This window comes from Cohnella candidum, assembly GCF_003713065.1.
GTDB classification, from domain to species: domain Bacteria; phylum Bacillota; class Bacilli; order Paenibacillales; family Paenibacillaceae; genus Cohnella; species Cohnella candidum.
In genome coordinates, this window is the sequence record NZ_CP033433.1 from 2,159,091 (window position 1) to 2,175,915 (window position 16,825).

Annotated in this window: 15 protein-coding genes; 3 read left to right on the plus strand and 12 right to left on the minus strand. The window is 57.0% G+C overall.

Annotated elements, in window-relative coordinates; all coding sequences use genetic code 11:
* Positions 1-48 precede the first annotated feature (48 nt).
* Positions 49-996, plus strand: coding sequence for an acetylxylan esterase (locus EAV92_RS10270; RefSeq protein WP_123043675.1), 948 nt, complete (start codon positions 49-51; stop codon positions 994-996).
* 14 nt (positions 997-1,010) lie between these two features.
* Positions 1,011-1,850 carry a D-amino-acid transaminase gene (gene dat / locus EAV92_RS10275; RefSeq protein ID WP_123040996.1) on the plus strand — a complete coding sequence of 280 codons (840 nt, stop codon included), beginning with the start codon at positions 1,011-1,013 and terminating at the stop codon, positions 1,848-1,850.
* A 58-nt stretch (positions 1,851-1,908) separates the two neighbouring features.
* On the opposite strand, the gene EAV92_RS10280 is transcribed toward dat, so the two are convergent.
* The 9 genes from EAV92_RS10280 to EAV92_RS10320 all read right to left on the minus strand — a co-directional run bounded on the left by EAV92_RS10280 (position 1,909) and on the right by EAV92_RS10320 (position 11,809).
* On the minus strand, positions 1,909-3,798 hold the full coding sequence (locus EAV92_RS10280; protein WP_241158499.1) for an LTA synthase family protein: 1,890 nt from the start codon (positions 3,796-3,798) through the stop codon (positions 1,909-1,911).
* 144 nt (positions 3,799-3,942) lie between these two features.
* A complete protein-coding gene (locus EAV92_RS10285) occupies positions 3,943-4,527 on the minus strand; it encodes a thymidine kinase (protein ID WP_123040997.1) in 585 nt (194 codons plus the stop codon).
* 87 nt (positions 4,528-4,614) lie between these two features.
* Positions 4,615-4,923: a hypothetical protein gene (locus EAV92_RS10290; RefSeq protein WP_123040998.1), complete on the minus strand. Its 309-nt coding sequence runs from the start codon at positions 4,921-4,923 to the stop codon at positions 4,615-4,617.
* 373 nt (positions 4,924-5,296) lie between these two features.
* Positions 5,297-6,367: a hypothetical protein gene (locus EAV92_RS10295; protein ID WP_123040999.1), complete on the minus strand. Its 1,071-nt coding sequence runs from the start codon at positions 6,365-6,367 to the stop codon at positions 5,297-5,299.
* Positions 6,368-6,386: 19 nt separating this feature from the next.
* Complete coding sequence (locus tag EAV92_RS10300; protein WP_123041000.1) at positions 6,387-7,457, minus strand: hypothetical protein; 1,071 nt, start codon at positions 7,455-7,457, stop codon at positions 6,387-6,389.
* A gap of 144 nt (positions 7,458-7,601) precedes the next feature.
* Positions 7,602-8,492 carry a carbohydrate ABC transporter permease gene (locus tag EAV92_RS10305; RefSeq protein WP_123041001.1) on the minus strand — a complete coding sequence of 297 codons (891 nt, stop codon included), beginning with the start codon at positions 8,490-8,492 and terminating at the stop codon, positions 7,602-7,604.
* Positions 8,485-9,384 carry a carbohydrate ABC transporter permease gene (locus EAV92_RS10310; RefSeq protein ID WP_123041002.1) on the minus strand — a complete coding sequence of 300 codons (900 nt, stop codon included), beginning with the start codon at positions 9,382-9,384 and terminating at the stop codon, positions 8,485-8,487. Before EAV92_RS10310 ends, EAV92_RS10305 begins: the two co-directional genes overlap by 8 nt.
* A 97-nt stretch (positions 9,385-9,481) precedes the next feature.
* Entirely contained in the window at positions 9,482-10,840 is a 1,359-nt protein-coding gene (locus EAV92_RS10315) for an ABC transporter substrate-binding protein (protein ID WP_164472718.1), read from the minus strand.
* Between the two features lie 261 nt (positions 10,841-11,101).
* A complete protein-coding gene (locus EAV92_RS10320) occupies positions 11,102-11,809 on the minus strand; it encodes an N-acetylmannosamine-6-phosphate 2-epimerase (RefSeq protein ID WP_123041004.1) in 708 nt (235 codons plus the stop codon).
* A 204-nt stretch (positions 11,810-12,013) separates the two neighbouring features.
* Between EAV92_RS10320 and EAV92_RS10325 the strand changes: the two genes are divergently transcribed.
* Positions 12,014-13,573, plus strand: a complete 1,560-nt coding sequence (locus tag EAV92_RS10325) for a DUF4127 family protein (protein ID WP_123041005.1) — start codon at positions 12,014-12,016, stop codon at positions 13,571-13,573.
* 301 nt (positions 13,574-13,874) lie between these two features.
* Here the strand turns inward: EAV92_RS10325 and EAV92_RS10330 are convergent, their stop codons facing one another.
* The 3 genes from EAV92_RS10330 to EAV92_RS10340 are packed head-to-tail and all read right to left on the minus strand — an operon-like array spanning position 13,875 to position 16,811.
* Positions 13,875-15,005 (minus strand): GNAT family N-acetyltransferase, encoded by a 1,131-nt coding sequence (locus EAV92_RS10330; protein ID WP_123041006.1) that lies wholly within the window; start codon positions 15,003-15,005, stop codon positions 13,875-13,877.
* Between the two features lie 30 nt (positions 15,006-15,035).
* Entirely contained in the window at positions 15,036-15,977 is a 942-nt protein-coding gene (locus tag EAV92_RS10335) for a metallophosphoesterase family protein (RefSeq protein WP_123041007.1), read from the minus strand.
* 21 nt (positions 15,978-15,998) lie between these two features.
* Entirely contained in the window at positions 15,999-16,811 is an 813-nt protein-coding gene (locus tag EAV92_RS10340) for an MBL fold metallo-hydrolase (protein WP_123041008.1), read from the minus strand.
* Positions 16,812-16,825 lie beyond the last annotated feature (14 nt).

Genomic DNA, 16,825 nt, shown 5'->3' on the forward strand with positions numbered 1-16,825 from the left:
GTGTAACTTACTTGGAGAGGAAGATCGACGTTGCAGCAGCCTTACGACATGCCCCTCGAGCAGCTCCGGGCGTACAAGCCCGCTTTGACCAAGCTGCCGGATTTCGACGCCTTCTGGAGCGAATCGCTCGAGGAGCTCGCGCAAGTCCCGCTCCGTTACGAGCGGACGCCGTTTCCGTACCCGGTCAAAGGCTTGAAGGTGTACCGGATGTTCTACGAAGGCTTCAACCATTCCCGAATCGAAGCCTGGCTTGCCCTGCCCGAAAGCTCGCAGCCGCTTCCCGGCATCGTCCAATACCACGGCTATAACTGGGCATGGGACAACCAGCTGCTGGACACGGTGAATCTCGCCCTCAAAGGCTATGCCGTCCTTCAAATGATTTGCCGGGGCCAGCAGAGCGAGAGCGTGGACAACGTCGTCTCCTCCAACGGCCACGTCGCCGGCTGGATGTCCAAAGGCATCCTGAACCCGAGAGAATACTATTACCGTGCCGTCTATATGGACTCCGTACGCGCCCTCGAGGTTCTCCGCGATCTGCCGGAAGTGGATGGTGACCGCATCGGCGTAACCGGGGGCAGCCAAGGCGGCGCACTCACGCTGGCGGCTGCCGCGCTGTCCGACATTCCGAAGCTCGCGTTGTCCGATTACCCGTACCTGTCCCATTTCGAGCGGGCCATTGACGTCGCCCCGGCCGGACCTTACGGCGAATTGAACGAATATTTCCGCCGCCACTCCTCCGATCCCCGGATCGAGGAACGCGCGAAGGAAACGCTCAGCTATTTCGATATCATGAACCTGGCGCCGCGGATCGCCTGCCGGACCTGGATCGGCATCGGGCTGATCGACGAAATCACGCCGCCTTCTACCGTTTTCGCCGTTTATAACCATCTTTCCTGCGAGAAGGAAATCGGCGTTTACCGCTATTTCGGCCATGAGCACATTCCGGCCGCCATCATTCCGAGACTGCAGCTCATGCAGGACGTCCTCGGATCCTGACGGGAGGAACCGCGATGGCTCCAATCTATTGGTACCAAGACCGCTGGCTTCCCGCGGAAGAAGTCCGGATCTCTCCGGACGACCGCGGCTACTATTTCGGCGACGGCGTCTACGAGGTGTTCCGCGTGTACGGCGGCGCCTTGTTCGAGGCCGACGCCCATCTCGCCCGTTTGCAGGCAAGCGCCGACGGCATCCGGATCCGTCTTCCTCACGACCTGGAAACGCTGAAAAGCCGGCTGGAAGAGCTCGTCCGGCGCAACGGCCTGCAGGAGGGCACCGTTTACCTCCAGGTCACCCGGGGAACCGCTCCCCGCGCTCACTTGTTCCCTCCGGCAGCCGAACCCGTCACTCTCGCTTACTGCACGGAGGTGAAACGGCCGCTGGCCGCCATGCAGGCGGGCTGCGCGGCGGTGACGGCGGAGGATATCCGCTGGCTGCACTGCAATTACAAAACGCTGAACCTGCTGGCCAACGTGCTCGCCAAGCAAGACGCGGCCGACCGCGGAGCGGCCGACGCCATCCTGCACCGCGGCGGGATCGTCACCGAAAGCAGCGCGTCCAACGTAATGATCGTCTCGGACGGCAAGCTCGTCACGCACCCGGCGAACAACCTGATCCTGCACGGCATTACCCGTGCCGTCGTACTCAGGCTGGCTCATGCATCCGCCATCCCCGTGGAGGAACGCCCTTTCACACTTGCGGAATTGCGCGCCGCGGACGAAGCGTTCCTTACCGGCACGACGATCGAAATCCTGCCCGTCATCAGCGTGGACGGTTCGCCGGTCGGCGCCGGAAAGCCGGGCCCCGTTACGCGTCAACTGCAAGAGCAATTCGAACGGGCGATTCTCTTCTGAACGCACGAAAGCCCTTCACCCGACTGCCGGGTGAAGGGCTTTTTTGCGCGAATGCTTGTTATCGTTTCGGGAGCGACTGCACGAATGCGTCGGACAGCCCTTCCAGCTTGAGCACGTAATCGTAATCTTCTTTGTACTTGGCAATGTCGGTCACCGGCTGCAGCGTGTCCAGCGATATCGCCGTGCCGTCCTCGAACGATTTCCCCGGTACGAACATGACTTCGTTGTTGAAGAACGAACCGGTCGGCAAGTAATACCTCATGCCGAACACGTTTTTATCCGCGTTGAGCAGGTCATGCCCGAAGGCCGTATAGTTCTCGGCTTTGAGATCGATCCCGAGCAGATTGGCGACCGTCGGCATGATGTCGACCTGACCGCCTACGGTTTTGACCACTTGCTTCGGAGCCCCCGGCACGTGGATGATCAACGGGATATTGAATCGCGAAATCCGTTCTTGGTACGTAATGCCGAGTTTCTTGCTTACGTCTTCCGGCTTGTTGTCCTGCGGCTGCAAACCGAAATGGTCGCCGTAGAACACGAGCACGGAGTTATCGTACAGGCCGTTCGCCTTCAGCGACTTAATCAGCTCGCCGACCGCGTAGTCGGTATAGTGGACGGCTTGCAAATAATCGCCCAACTGGGTCCCTTCGATGTCCGCCGGCAGCTTCAGCCATTGTTTGTCTTTCGGGATTTTGAACGGATGATGGCTGGAAGCGGTGATCATTTGCACGTAGAACGGCTTGTTCTCGTTCTTCAGCTCCGTCATCCGATTGACCGCCGTTTTGTACAGCTCTACGTCGGAAGCCCCGAAACCGTTAAAATGGTCATTCGTGAAAGACGGCTTGTCGAAATACTTGTCAAAACCGAGCGCCGGATACAGCTTGTTGCGGTCCCAGAACGTGACGTCGTTGACGTGGAACGTTTCCGCGGCGTATCCCTGCTTCTCGAGCAGCTTCGGAAGGCTCGGCAGCGCGCGGTCCCCGTAGCCGGTCGACATCGCGACCTTGGCCGTCGGATAGATCGACGTATTGGACATGAACTCGGCGTCCGACGTATTGCCGGGCCCGATTTGCTGGAAGAAGTGCGGGAAATAATAACCTTCGTCCGCGAGTCCGTTCAACACGGGCGTCAGGACTTGGCCGTTCAGCGTCAGATGGATCGGGAAATTCTGGAATGCTTCCATCTGGACGATGATCAGATTCTTTCCTTTCATCGTGCCGAAATTGGCCGGTTTTTTGTCCTCTGTACCCGTCTGGACATCCGGATTCGAAGTCTCGAGTTGGTCAACCTGCTTCGTCAGCTGATTGACGTCGACGTTTTTCACGTTGGCGTACGCCTTGTTGGCCTTCAGCGCCGCGGAAACCTGATAGTTGAAAAAGCCGATTTCATCCGCTTGAGCGAGTTCGTTCTCAATAGAGGAAGCGCTGCGGATGTACAGTTGAGAAACGAACAAGCCGACGACGGCCGCCGCGATGACGCCGAGCTTCCAAATGCGGCCCGATTGGCGGGCGGGAGCCGCCTTCCGTTTCGTGAACCGCAATACCGCCCATACGACCGCCATAATCGCGACGTCCAGGAAGAACAGGTAGTTTTTCCATTGGATCGTCGCTTTGACGCTGTCTTGCACGCCGGCGACCTGATGAAGCTGATCCAGCGCCGTATAGGTCGGAAGCGTGCTGAAGTACCCGAAGTACAGCGTGGAAGCGAAGAACAGCAAGGAGACGACCAAATTCAGTCCCCAGAACACGTATTTTTTGGATTTATCGGGCGAAACGGCTTCGAACAATGCGGTCAGAAACAAAAGCGAAGCGGCGTCGGACGCCACTTGTCCCCAAGCGATATGATCGAATATAAAGTGGCGAAGCAGGAGAGCCTTCACGAACAACAGCACGAAAGCAACAAAAAAAGGCTGAGGCCGTTTCAGCCCTGACAATGCCGTAGGTTTCAATGCTTGTACCTTCCTTTGCTCGCAGATTGTCAAACAAATATAAAGACTATGTTACCATGATTTTAAACGAAATAAAAAGCATAATACCAGTAAAAAAGGAAAACCCCGGATCACCGTCCGAAGTTTTCCTCATGGCCCCATGTTTTATTCTTTCGGGGAAAACGCTTTGTTGTAGCACTTCCGGCATACCGGCTTATAGTCTTCGTTGCCGCCGATCTGGAACTGTTCGCCCTGGTTGACGGGGACGCCGTCCTTGAACCGGATCACCATCGTCGCTTTGCGGTCGCAGTACCAGCAGATCGTCTTGATTTCCTCGATCTTGTCCGCGTAGATCAGCAAGTTGTAGCTGCCCTCGAACAGATGGTTTTGGAAATCGTTCTTCAATCCGAACGCCATGACGGGAACGCCCAGCTCGTCCACCACGCGCGTCAGCTCCAAAATATGCTTCTTCTTCAGGAACTGAGCTTCGTCGACCAGCACGCAGTAGTACTTCTGTTCCGCGAGGTAGTCCTTGACGCTCTGATAGAGATTCGTCTCTTCGTAAACCGGAATCGCGTCCCGGGTGAACCCGGCGCGCGAACCGATTTGGTTCGTTCCGTTTCTGGAGTCCGCGGCCGGCGTATAGAGCAGCACCGGCTTGCCCTGTTCTTCGTAATTGTACGCAACTTTAATGATTTCAAAGGACTTGCCGCTGTTCATCGTGCCGTATTTGTAGTAGAGCTGTGCCAAACGATGTCCCTCCATGCCGATCTTATCTTGTCCATTATACTAGAGCGTTAACGAATGATCGACAGGATTTGACGTTTTTCCGCTCTGTTAGTCGTCCAGCATGCCGAATTTCCGCATCTGCTCCCACAGACGCTCTCGGGCAAGGATCTCCTTCTGCTTCGGGCCGATAAGATCGAAGTGCGGAAACGGCTGCCTCCTGTGAATGTATCTGGGGTTCAGCCCGTTGGCGACGCACCATTCGGACAGGCGGTCAAGGTCGGCGCAGCCGACTTTGGTGACGGTATGGATGCCGGGAAAACGGGGTTCGAGCCAATAGTGGGTAATGAAGGCGATCTCGCCTCGCGCCACCGCGTCTTTCCAAGCTTGCAGTTCTTCTCTTTTGATGCCGAAAGCCATAGGCTCCATCCTCGTTCAGCTTTTGATCCCCATCATACCACGAAAAGCGCCCCGATCGCTGGCCGGGGACCTGAAAAACCGCCGCCTGTCCGCGGACTTCCAGGTGGGGATCCTGGCTGGAGTTATTGCTTTAGAACACTAACTTGAGCGAATTCGCGGTTAACCCCCTCAAATTATTGCTTACCAACACTAACTCGGCGCCTCAACTATCACTTTCAGGGGAAATACGCCATTTTAGTGTCCAAAAGCAATAAAAACCGTTCAAATCGCCCCATCTCCTCGGAGTTAGCGTCGGAAAGCAATAACTCAACGAACTCGGACACAAAAATACGACACCCTTCCGAAATGAACGGAACAGGTGCCGCATTTTTTGTTATTTGGCCTGGTTGGTGAAATAAAACACTTGGGGCCCGGAAGAACCACCGGTAAGGCTCATTTCGGTCTTGTACGTGCCGCCGTTCGGATTCAGTTTAACATTCACGATGTTCCAAGCGTCTTCATAGCTGAGGAAATCGGACTCATAGATTTGCCGGTTCAGTTCCACCGCATAATGCCCGTAACCTCCGGCCGGATTCATGTAAAGGCTCGCCGTTTTCGGCCGATGATCGCTGTTCGTGATCTCCGCGGTCAAATGATACATCACGCCGTAATTCCCGTTATTGATCACCTTGATCCCATCGACGGCATCCCAGCCTTCTTCGTACTCTCCCGGCATGGCGTCGCCGCTCCAAGGGCCGACGGCGTCGGAATCCACGCTCAGATAGGCGTTCCCCATCGCGGTATCGTACTTCAGGGTACCGATCCGGTCGAAATGCGGGAACGTCCCGCGAGTCAAGGAGTCGCCGGGAAGGACGTCCACTTGGTTAGGATGATCCGGCTGTCCGTTGAAAGCAAGCGTCGTGACCGTGACGGAGGCCGGCTTGTTTCCGCTCTTCGTCATCGCCTGAAATTGCACGATCCCGCTGTTCGTGATATCCGGAGCCGTGGCAGCGGTTGCAAAATAACTTTGGCCAGGGGCCAGCGTAGCGGCCAAAACCGTTTCTTTCTGGGTCCGCATAAAATCCGCGAGCGCGGTCTGGCCGGCCACGTCCACATACACATTCGTGCCGATCCCGAGGCCTCTGGCATAGAGATTCACCGGTTCCGCCGACTCGTTCGTCACCGCAACGCCGACGGACAACGTTTCCGGTGCCTCATTTTGATGATGCCAGAAAACGCGGAACTCTCCCTCAAGACGATCGCGGTAAAACGCACCGGCCTCTGTAAAGGTTTCAGGCGAATCGCTCAGCACGAGTTTTCCGCCCGCGCCGCTCAACACCGGCTTTTCAAAGGGGATGGCCGGCTGCAAGGAAGATACGGGAACCGTCGTTTGCGCCGCGAATGCGGTTCCGGCGCCTGTAATGGCGAACGCCAGCAGAACGTTCAGAACGAGTTTCTTTTTCATTCCGCACCCCATCGTCTTATCATTTCGCCTGGTTGGTGAAATAGATGACTTGCGGTCCCGCAGACCCGCCGGTCAAACTCATTTCGGACGAATAGACGGCCCCGTGCGGGTTCACGGAGAAATCGGTAACGTGCCAGGCGTTCTGCCAGCTGACGAACCCGGACTCGTACAGCTCTTTATTCCAGAGCAGCGAGAAATGGCCGTATCCGCCGGACGGGTTCAGGAACAGGCTCGTCGTGCGGCGTTCGTGCAGGCTGTTCTTGACTTGGACCGAGAAGCGGTACATGACGCCGTAGTTGCCGTTGTTGATCACGGCTTTGCCGCCGACGGCATCCCAGCCTTCCTCATACTCGCCCGGCATGCTGTCGCTCCATTGCCCGTAAGCGGCGGAATCGACGCGCAGGAAGGCGTTGCCCATGGCGGTGTCATACTGCAGTAAGCCGATGCGGTCGAAATGCGGGAACGTACCGCGAGTATGCGAGTCTTCCGGCAGGATCGTCACCTGGTCCGGGCGTTCCGGCAAGGTGTCGTAGCTCAGCGTCGTGACGGTGACGGCTGCCGGCTTGTTTCCGATGGCCGTCTGCGCGATGAATTGCACGATGCCGCTGTTCGTGAGGTCCGGATCGGTCACCGCGGACACGACGTAACTTTGGCCCGGCGCGAGCGTCGCCGCCAACGTCTTATCCTTCTCGGTCGTCAGGAACGACGACAGCGCCAGCTGGCCGGCTACGTCTACGTAAAGGTTCACGCCGACGCCCTTGCCCTTCGTATACAGCTTCACCGTATCCGACGACGTGTTGGTGACCGCTGCGCCCACGGAGTATGCGGACGTTGAAGTATTTTGATGATGCCAGAACACCCGGAACTCCCCTTCCACGACGTCCCGGTAGAACGCTCCGGTTCCGCCGAACGTTTCCGGAGAATCGCTGAGGATCAGTTTGCCTCCCGTTCCGTACAGTTGCGGCTTTTCCAGGTTCACGGCAGGCTGCAGCGTTTCGATCGGCACCGTTTCCTGTGCGGCGAACGCGGTTCCGGCCCCGAAAAGGCCGACGCCGAGGGCAAGGCTTAAGACTAGCTTCTTTTTGAACAAATGAATTCCCTCTCTTCCCAAATGAATGTTGAGGATAGCATGAAATTATCCTCCAATTACTCTTTACACAAAGAATATATTCTCCAAACGAAAAAACATGCCCTTGCTCCAGGGCAAAGACATGTTTCTTTCGCGGATTCCGGCTTACCCTTTGACGGCGCCGACCATCCCGTTGATGAACTGCTTCTGCATGATGAGGAAGATCGTGATGATCGGGATGACGGAGATGATGACGCCGGCGGCGATATAAGGAAAGTTGTAGGCCAATGTGCTGTTCAAGGAACTCAGCGCGGAGGCGAGCGGATAACTCGCGCGATCGTCCAGGATGATCATGGGCCAAATCATGCTGTTCCAGAACGCCATGAAGTCGAAAATGACGACGGTGGCGATCGCAGGACGGATCATCGGCACCATGATTTGAGCGAAGATGCGGAATTCTCCCGCCCCGTCGATCCGGCCGGAATGTTCCATGTCTTTCGGCACGGTGATGAACGCCTGGCGCAGCAGGAACACGTTGAAAATGCTGATCGCGGACGGAAGCACGACGCCGAACATCGAGTTGTACAAACCCAGCCACTTGATCGTCAGGAAGTTGACGATCATGCCTGCCGCGTTCGGCAGGATCATCGTGCTGACCATCGCGAAGAAAATGATGTTCCGGCCGGGAAAACGCAGCCGAGCCAGCGGGTAAGCCGTCATGGTGCAGAGCAGCAGATTCAAGCCTACGCCCATGACCGTCATGTAAACCGTGTTGCCGATATAATGCCAGAGCGGCATGATGTTGAACACGTCGATGAAATTCTGGAACGTGATCGGATTCGGAATGAACTGCGGAGGATACGCATATACGTTGTCCCCGTTTTTGAGCGCCGTCGATAGCAGCCACAGGAACGGGCCGAGCGTCAGACAGGTCGCCAGCAGCAACAGCGGGTATACAATGACGGCTTGCAGAACCTTCCTGGCAGAGGTTTTCTTCGAGCGGTAACCGCGGGCTGCAGGTGCGGATGCGGTTACGGCGGTGGAGGTTTCACTCATAGTACGTCAAACCCCCTTTTCTCGTATAGCGGAACATGAGGATCGAAATCGCCATGATAATGAACGATACCAGCAGTCCGATGGTGGCCGCGTATCCGAATTCGAAATCGGCGAAAGCAACTTTGTACGAATAAACGCTCGTGGTGATGGTGGAGTATGCGGGATCTCCGAGTTGGCCGTGCATGACGAATACCTCGTCGAACACTTGGATCGCGCCCATGACGGACATCAACGAGCAGAGCAGCACGAAAGGCATGAGCAGCGGGATCGTGATGTGCCAAATGACTCTCCAGCGATTCGCTCCGTCGATCCGGGCCGCTTCCTGCATTTCGCTCGGAATCGATTGAAGGCCCGCGAGGTAAATCATCATGTAGTAGCCCATGCCCTTCCACACCGTTACGATCATCACGCCGACCAGCGCGAGCTTCGTCTCGACCATGAAAACGACCGGTTCGGAGATGATGTGCAATTTCATCAGGAAATAGTTCAAAATCCCTTGCTCTTCGTACACCCATTTCCAGGCGATCGCCGCGGCGACCATCGAGGTGACGACCGGCACGAAATAAGCGATCCGGAAAAAACTCACGAAGCGAAGCTTGTTGTTGACCAGGATCGCCATCAGGATGGAAATGATCTGCAGCACGGGCACGACCACCACGTAAAGCAGGGAGTGCTTCAATGCCAATCCGAATGTCGGATCCGAAAAAGCCCGTTTGAAGTTTTTCCAGCCGACCCAGTGGGTCGTATCGATCACGGAATAGTCGGTAAAGGCCAGGGGAAGCCCCCGTATGACCGGGTAAAACGTAAAGACGAGCAGCAGGACGATGCCGGGAATCAGCATCATGTAAGCGAAAGCCGCTTCCCGCCGCAAAAGCTTGTTCGAGAACACCATGGTCACCCCCTGCTTTAAAATAGGACAGCCGACGTTATGGTAAATAGGAGTGAGCCCTGCTCACTCCTATTTCCTGTCGATCAGAGCGAATATTCGATTAGCCGGCTGCGTTGACTTCGTCCAGCAGTTTTTGCGCTTGCGCTTCGGACTGGCTCAGATAATCTTCCGGCGTCATTTGGCCGAGCAGCATTTTCTGCCAGTTCTTCCACAGCGGTTCGAGGATCTTGCCTTCATCCTTCACGCCGAGCGTGAAGTCTTGCGCTTGGGCGGCTTCCTGTGCCACGATGACTTTGACCTTGGATTCCGGATCGTCGCCCGCTTGGGTGAAGAACGGATCCGCGGCGGCTTTCTTCGTGGACGGCAGGATGTTTACGATTTTGCAGAACTCCAGCTGAGACTCGTCGTTTGTCATGAAGTTGGCGAGGGCGATGGCTTCCGTGTGGTTCTTGCTGGCCGTCGGAACGACGAGGTTCATGAGGCCGGCATGGTATTTGCCGGATTTCATCGTCGGCATCGGAGCGACGAGCGTGTTGTCATACACTTTTTTGGCGTTCGTTTTGACGCGGCTCAGGAATTGCGCGCCGGTCGTCAGCGTGGCGATTTGGCCGCCTTGGTATTTATCCGTCGCGTAGTTGGCGTCTGCGGACAGGGCTTCCTTCGGCACGACTTTCTCGTCGAAGAGAGCTTTGTTCCACTTGACCCATTCGAGCGCTTCCGGAGTATTGATGATCATTTTCTTCTTGTCGTCGCTGATCATCGGAACGCCGGAGAAGTACAGGTCGGCCGGCGGGTTGTAGCTCGGCACGAAACCGTATTTGCCGGTTTTCTCTTTGATCGTGACGGCTTGCTGCTTCAGCTCTTCCATCGTTTTCGGAGGAGAGTTCGGATCGAGGCCGGCTTTCTCGTACAGATCCTTATTATAAATGAAGGCGGACAATCCGTAGTACCACGGGAACGCGTAAACGCTGTCGCCGAGTTTGGCGGAATTGTACAGGTTTTCGAAATAAATCGAGCGCTGCTCATCCGTCGCTTCCTTGTTCATGTCGACCAGCGCGTTTTTGCCGGCCAGCGTCATCGTCATGCCGGTGTTCAGGTTGACGACGTCCGGCGCGTTGCCCCCGGCGATGGAGGCGAGCAACTTGCTTTCCATGGCGTCGTAAGGAAGGTCGGTCCATTTGACCGTGACGCCCGGATTCGCTTCTTCGAACTTCTTGATGCGCCCGTTAATGTAGTCGTCGAAGTTCGGGCTGAGCGAGATCGTCCAGAACTGCAGCGTGACGTCCTTTTTCGGAGCGTCGCTCGGGCTCGCGGACGCGGAGGTCGAAGGGGATGCCGAAGGCGAAGTGCTTGCGCTGCTGGCGCCTCCGTCGTTGTTGCTCTTGCCGCAAGCCGAGAACAGGGATACAGCCAAAGCGCAAACCGTAAGCAGTGCGGAAACCCGGATTTTCCTGGTCATGCTTGTCCCTCTTTTCATTTAAGTAGTTGACTCAGCGTTCTAGCGGTAAAGCCGTAATGCGGACTGCCTTGCTTTTGACCCCCTTCCGATCACGTTCGCGCGTTCTTTTTTTGGAAACGCGTTCAATTTTCGGAATTTTCTTTCAGATATAATGGAGTGATTGGTGTTAATGTCCATAATATATTATAGGGGTCAAATTCAAGTCAATACTATTTTGGATATTTATTTCTTTTTGTAGATCATTAATGAAATTAATATCCTTTAATTGTGACTTCTCTGTAAAGCGCCGTCCATCGCCTGTACGAACCTGCGCGTAATTTCCTGCGGTCGGGTGATCGCGGTACCGACGACGACGGCATGCGCGCCGGCGTTCAGGCAAGCTACGCATTGCTCCGGCGTCCAAATGCGACCCTCGGCGAGCACGGGCACTCTCCCCAATGCGGACAGCCGCGTCACCAGTTCAACGTCAGGATTCTCGTGCTGCGGACTGTATGGCGTATAGCCCGACATCGTGGTGGACACGAGATCGGCGCCGAGCTCCATGGCGTTAACGCCTTCTTCGAAAGTGGAGATATCCGCTAAAATGACTGCCTCGGGATAGCGCTCGCGGATCGCTCGGAAAAAATCCTCCAATTCGATACCGTCCGGCCGCGCCATGCGGGTTGCGTCGACGGCCAGGATATCCGCTCCCGCTTCGAGGATTTCCGATACTTCGCGCAGGGTCGGCGTGATATACACGTCGGCGCCCGGATAGTTTTTCTTGTACAGCCCGATGACCGGCAATCTGGATTTCTTCTTGATGGCGGCGACATCCTGCGGCGTATTGGACCGAATCGCGACCGCGCCGCCTTCTTCCGCGGCGCGAGCCATGAGCACCATCATTTCGGCGCCGTACAGCGGTTCTTCCTCCAACGCTTGACAGGAGACGATCAATCCGTTTTTCAGGCTGGAAATCAATTTGTCGCTCATGAACTCACCTGTCTCTGAAGTGGAGTATGGATTCATTTTCATTACGTTAGGTGAAATTCACCTCCATTCCCTGTTGGTTCCCATTATAGCAAGCCGCATCGCAATATAAAAGATATTTTTTTCAATTTTGATTTTAATTTTGGATATTAAATTCAAACCTTATGCTATAATGCTTGTAAAAAGACCCCTTACGGAGGCGCACGAATGACATCTATCGTTTACTTGCCATTGGACGAACGGCCGTGCAACGCGGTATATCCCGTACAGATCGCCGCAGCAACGGATTTGAAGCTCGTCACTCCTCCCGATTCGATATTAGGAGCCAAAAAAACGCCAGCCGACACCACCTCCATCGCGGATTGGCTGCTGGAACAAACGGCATCCGCCGATCGGCTGATCGTCTCCCTGGACATGCTCATTTATGGAGGCATCGTGCCTTCCCGGCTTCATTCTTTATCATTAGAAGAATGCCGCGCGCGGTTGGCGACGCTTGAGGCTTGCCGGAGAAACAATCCCCGGCTCCGAATCTACGGCTTCAACCTGATCATGCGCGCTCCCGCCTACAGCAGCAACGACGAAGAGCCCGAATATTACGCGGACTACGGCGCGCAATTGTCCCGGAACGGGTGGCTCCAGGACAAGCAATCGCGGGAAGGCCTCAACGAAGAGGAGCAGGCGGAGTGGCAAGCGCTGCTGGCCGGATTGCCGGCGGACGTACTGGAGGATTTCACCGGCCGCCGCAGGTTGAACGCCGCGGTGAACGCGATGGCGATCGAAGCGGTGAAGAACGGCACGATCGATTTCCTGATCATCCCGCTCGACGATAACGCCAAATACGGATATACCTCGACGGAACAGCGGCGGCTGCTGCTCCAGATTGAGGAGCATCGCCTAATGGACCGCGTCCACGTCTACCCCGGCGCGGACGAAATCGGATGCACGCTGTTCTCCCGCGTTTTCTGCGAAGTGAAGGGTTACAAGCCCGAAATCTACGTCCGGTTCTCCGCAACGGCCGGCCCGCTTGCGATTCCGCGATACGAGGACCGCAGCCTGGGCGAAAGCCTGAAAAGCCAAATCACGGCCGCCGGCGGATTCATCGGCGACCATGCGTCGGAAGCCGATTTCGTGCTTATGGTGAACTCGCCGCCCGTCGGCCAGTACGACATGGCTGAAACCTCATTCCCCTACGCCAATCGCCATGCCGCGTATTTCTCCGAAACGAACCTGCGGGAGTTCGCGCAAGCGATCCGCCGGTACGCGGACAAAGGTTACATGGTCGCCCTGGCAGACGTGGCCACCAGCAACGGCTCCGACCGTCCGCTGATGAACCTGCTGTCCGGTTCCGGCTTGCTTCCTGCCCTGTCCGCTTACGCCGCATGGAATACGACCGGAAACACGCTGGGCACGGTCATCTCCCATGCAATCGTTGAGTCGTATTATCGCAAGGAGGAAGGCCGAGCGGGTAACGAACGCTCGCGGAACAGCGAGACTTTCTTCGTCTCCCGCCTGCTGGAGGACTGGGGCTACCAGGCTCTCATCCGCTCCGATATAGGGGAGAATCACCTGGCGGCGCTTGGCGGCAATTATTTCGATGTCGCCGCCATTCACGATGAGGTGACGGCGTTGGTCCGTTCCAAGATGGAAGACTTCATCGGCGAGTACCTGCAGGATCTGCAGCCGGAGCGGTTCCGGCTGGAACGGGTATACATGCCGTGGAAGCGGATGTTCGAGGTCGGCCTGGACCTGCGCTTGGCGGCGGAATAGCACGAAAAAGGCGGAACCGTGTGGTTCCGCCTTTTTGTTATCGAGCAGTTTCGTTCATGAACATAAAAGAAATGCAAAAGTGCATTTTTTTGAGCTGAATCTGTCCATCCGAGGCAAATAGGTGCAATTCTGCAGGAATTTCGTTGCGTGACTGCTCGTACGCTCGTTTTGCCCCGAAATACATGTAGATTTACATCTATTGCGCCCCGTTCGAATAGCGCTTTTGAAATAGATGCACATTTGCAGGAATGGCATAGCAATCGTCACGCTCCGGATCGACCGAATCAGCTGCCCATATCCATCACGTATAGCATAAACCCGCGGTGTACGGGAACGGCACCGGGAACAAGTCCTCGAATGCTTTCGCTCCTTCCGGCAACGGTTCGTTTTCCGCGCTGGCGCAGTCGAAAATGAGTCTCACGAGATCTTTCGAGGACAACGACACGGCGTTCCCCTCTCCATCCGACAGCCGCCAATTTCCTTCTCCCGAGTCTACGAGACGCAGCCCGCGGCAAACCTCCCCGAACCACGGACGAAGCTGCGACAGCAGCGCATCCCCGTCCACGATGCGCACGGTGCCCAGATGGTCTTCCTGCGCCGAAGGCACTTCGACAAGCGCGGCATGAAGCCCGGTTTCGTGCCACGGCACGGGCACATCGACGCCTGGCAGGCCATATCGGCGAACCGCTTCTCCCGTCAGCCGCGCGACCGCATCGGAATCCCCCGCCTGCTCGATGACGACGCCTCGGCGTTCGGGGCTCATAGGCACTCCGATCACCGCGAATGCCTTCACCCGCCCATCTTGCTCCGCGACCAATACCCGATGCTTCATTTTGATGCAGCTTGCCAGCGCTTCGGCGCGAAGCAAAGCGGCCAGCTCAAGCACGCCGAGATGGTAGCGCACGGGCCGGGCCGCCGCGACTTCCTGCAGCGCGAACAGATCGTCCGGGCTCATCTCCCGGACCGTTTCCCCCGCCGGGCCGGCGGCCAGCTTCTCGGCATGCTCCGCACTCATGCCGTAACGGCGGACCCGCCCGAACGGAGCGCAACCGGTTCGCGTATAGAGTGATCGATAGCCCGAGACGAGGAGCAAAGCTCCTCCAGCCCGGCGCGTGTACTCGTTGATCCGACTCAGGATTTCGCTGGCGTACCCTTTGCCTCTCGCATCCGGATCGGTGCAGACCGAACCGAGGGCGAACGCCCGCAGCTTGGCTTCGCCGATCCGGATCTCCCAAGGCACGAGCCCCATGAACGAAACCAGTCTTCCCTCCTCGTCGAACGCCCCGAACGACAGATACGGCGAAGTCTCTCCGAATATATACGGAAACGCGCCGCCCATCGAAGGCTGCTCCGCGTCGCGGAAAGTAACGTCCGACAAGCGGACGGCCTGCTCCAAATCGCTTTTCGTCGTTAATCTGCTTACAACCGCCATGTTCTCTGCCTCCACCGATGTCTAAGTTGCTTATCGACCTGCCGGCCTTCCCTCCGGTCGATGGAGCGGCTGCTCGCCGATCACTTCGCCGGTCTCGAGGCGCAGCCACGACCGGAAGCCGCGCACGCCTTCCTCCAGGACGATAACCCGGGCGCCGTGCGCGAAACCCTCTTTCGAATAGTTGTTGTAGCCGGTTTTGCGGCCATAGCACAGCGTGACGCCCATCAGTTCGCCTGCGAAATCATTGGCATGGTCGTGGCCGACGAAGGTGCCTGCCACATTGCCTTGCTGGACCATCGCCGCGAACATGCCGGTATTGAGCAGAGGGCAGCAAATTTCTTCATACTTATGTCCACGGCATTCCCGGAAATCCCACACGTCGTTGTATTCCGGCAGCGGGATATGAAAGAAGGCCAAAGCCGGAACGGGTTTGCCGCCGTTCTTGACTGCGAGGGCTTCCGATTCCCGGACGAACCAATCGATCTGGTCCCTCGCGAAGGCGGCGTACCCCCCGATCGGGGCGTCCGCGTAAGCTCCCGAATCCAGAAAAAACAGCGCTTGGTCCGTTTTGCCGTCCCGGCCGGCGACGCGCAGCACGTAGTTCCCGGTGCCGGTGAGCTCTTCAGGGCCGCTTTCGGTCAGGCCGTGAGGAAGATCCCGTATCGCGTCTATCAACTCCGCGTGCGTGGCGTTGCCTTCCGCGTCGTGGTTGCCGAATACGACCGCCCACGGCGTTCCCGCCTTCACGAGCGAAGCCGCGGCTTCCCGAATGGAATGGGCAGGCGTCGTGCAGGTACCGCTTTCGATCACGTCGCCGGTAATGACGACGAGATCGGGGCGTTCCTCTTCCAGCACCCGTTCCATCACGCGCCGGGTTTTCATGTCGTTCTCGTTTCCGTCTCCCCAGTGGAGATCCGTGAATTGCACGATTTTGAACAAACCTTCGTCATTGAAAACCAGCGGTTGCGGCATTCGGCGTTACCACTCCCCTTGCTAAATGTGAAGCACCATTCCGTCATACGCGACTTCGATTCCTTCCGGATCGAAAATGGCCGTCAAATCCTCGTGCATCAGCCCGATGTTGTGGGAAAAGTGGGTCACCACCGTCCGACTGGCGGAATCGATCATTCCCTCGCTTCGCATCCGGTCCCGGATCGCGAGCACGGCTTCGATGTTCAAATGGCTGCCCGTAAAAGGCAAATTGCCGTTCGTGCAGTCGAGAATGACCAGATCCAACCGTCGGCCGGTCAACCATTGCCACGTTTCGTCCGGCAGCAGCCCCGTATCGTGCCCGTAAAACAACGTGCGCCCGTCCTTCTCGATGTGAAACAGAAGGCAAGTCTCGTCAGGATCATGGTTGGCCGGCAGCGCAGTGACGGAGGCCGTTCCCGTATCCACCGTCTGGAACGGAACGATCCGGCTGATGCTGAGACGTTCGGCATTCGGCCTTCCGACCGCTTCCCGGCATTTGCGGACGACGTTGTCGTGTCCGTACACGCGCAGCGGATGGCTCAGTTCGTGGGCGAACACGGGAAGGCGCATCTCCAGATCCTCCGCGCGCAAATGGTCCGAGTGCGAATGGGTCACGAACAGGTCCCTCACTTGGCCCAGATCAATGCCGTCACGCAGCACATGGTGGTAGGTGTCGGGAGGAAAGTCGATTTTCAGGATATCGTCCATCAGGACCGAGCTGCGGGTGCGAATGTTTTTGCCGCCCCGCCCGCGTGCCCGCAAGCAGTGCGTGCACCGGCAAAACATGCCGGGAAACCCTTCCGCCGCGGCCGTGCCGAGAAAGTGAATTTTCATGGCGGACTCGAGCC

What these genes read in the sequence shown, in the direction of transcription:
- EAV92_RS10270 (WP_123043675.1), top strand. Translation starts at nt 49, where the DNA reads ATGCCCCTCGAGCAGCTCCGGGCGTACAAGCCCGCTTTGACCAAGCTG.
- dat (WP_123040996.1), top strand. Translation starts at nt 1,011, where the DNA reads ATGGCTCCAATCTATTGGTACCAAGACCGCTGGCTTCCCGCGGAAGAA.
- EAV92_RS10290 (WP_123040998.1), bottom strand. Translation starts at nt 4,923, where the DNA reads ATGGCTTTCGGCATCAAAAGAGAAGAACTGCAAGCTTGGAAAGACGCG.
- EAV92_RS10295 (WP_123040999.1), bottom strand. Translation starts at nt 6,367, where the DNA reads ATGAAAAAGAAACTCGTTCTGAACGTTCTGCTGGCGTTCGCCATTACA.
- EAV92_RS10305 (WP_123041001.1), bottom strand. Translation starts at nt 8,492, where the DNA reads ATGAGTGAAACCTCCACCGCCGTAACCGCATCCGCACCTGCAGCCCGC.
- EAV92_RS10310 (WP_123041002.1), bottom strand. Translation starts at nt 9,384, where the DNA reads ATGGTGTTCTCGAACAAGCTTTTGCGGCGGGAAGCGGCTTTCGCTTAC.
- EAV92_RS10315 (WP_164472718.1), bottom strand. Translation starts at nt 10,840, where the DNA reads ATGACCAGGAAAATCCGGGTTTCCGCACTGCTTACGGTTTGCGCTTTG.
- EAV92_RS10320 (WP_123041004.1), bottom strand. Translation starts at nt 11,809, where the DNA reads ATGAGCGACAAATTGATTTCCAGCCTGAAAAACGGATTGATCGTCTCC.
- EAV92_RS10325 (WP_123041005.1), top strand. Translation starts at nt 12,014, where the DNA reads ATGACATCTATCGTTTACTTGCCATTGGACGAACGGCCGTGCAACGCG.
- EAV92_RS10330 (WP_123041006.1), bottom strand. Translation starts at nt 15,005, where the DNA reads ATGGCGGTTGTAAGCAGATTAACGACGAAAAGCGATTTGGAGCAGGCC.
- EAV92_RS10335 (WP_123041007.1), bottom strand. Translation starts at nt 15,977, where the DNA reads ATGCCGCAACCGCTGGTTTTCAATGACGAAGGTTTGTTCAAAATCGTG.
- EAV92_RS10340 (WP_123041008.1), bottom strand. Translation starts at nt 16,811, where the DNA reads ATGAAAATTCACTTTCTCGGCACGGCCGCGGCGGAAGGGTTTCCCGGC.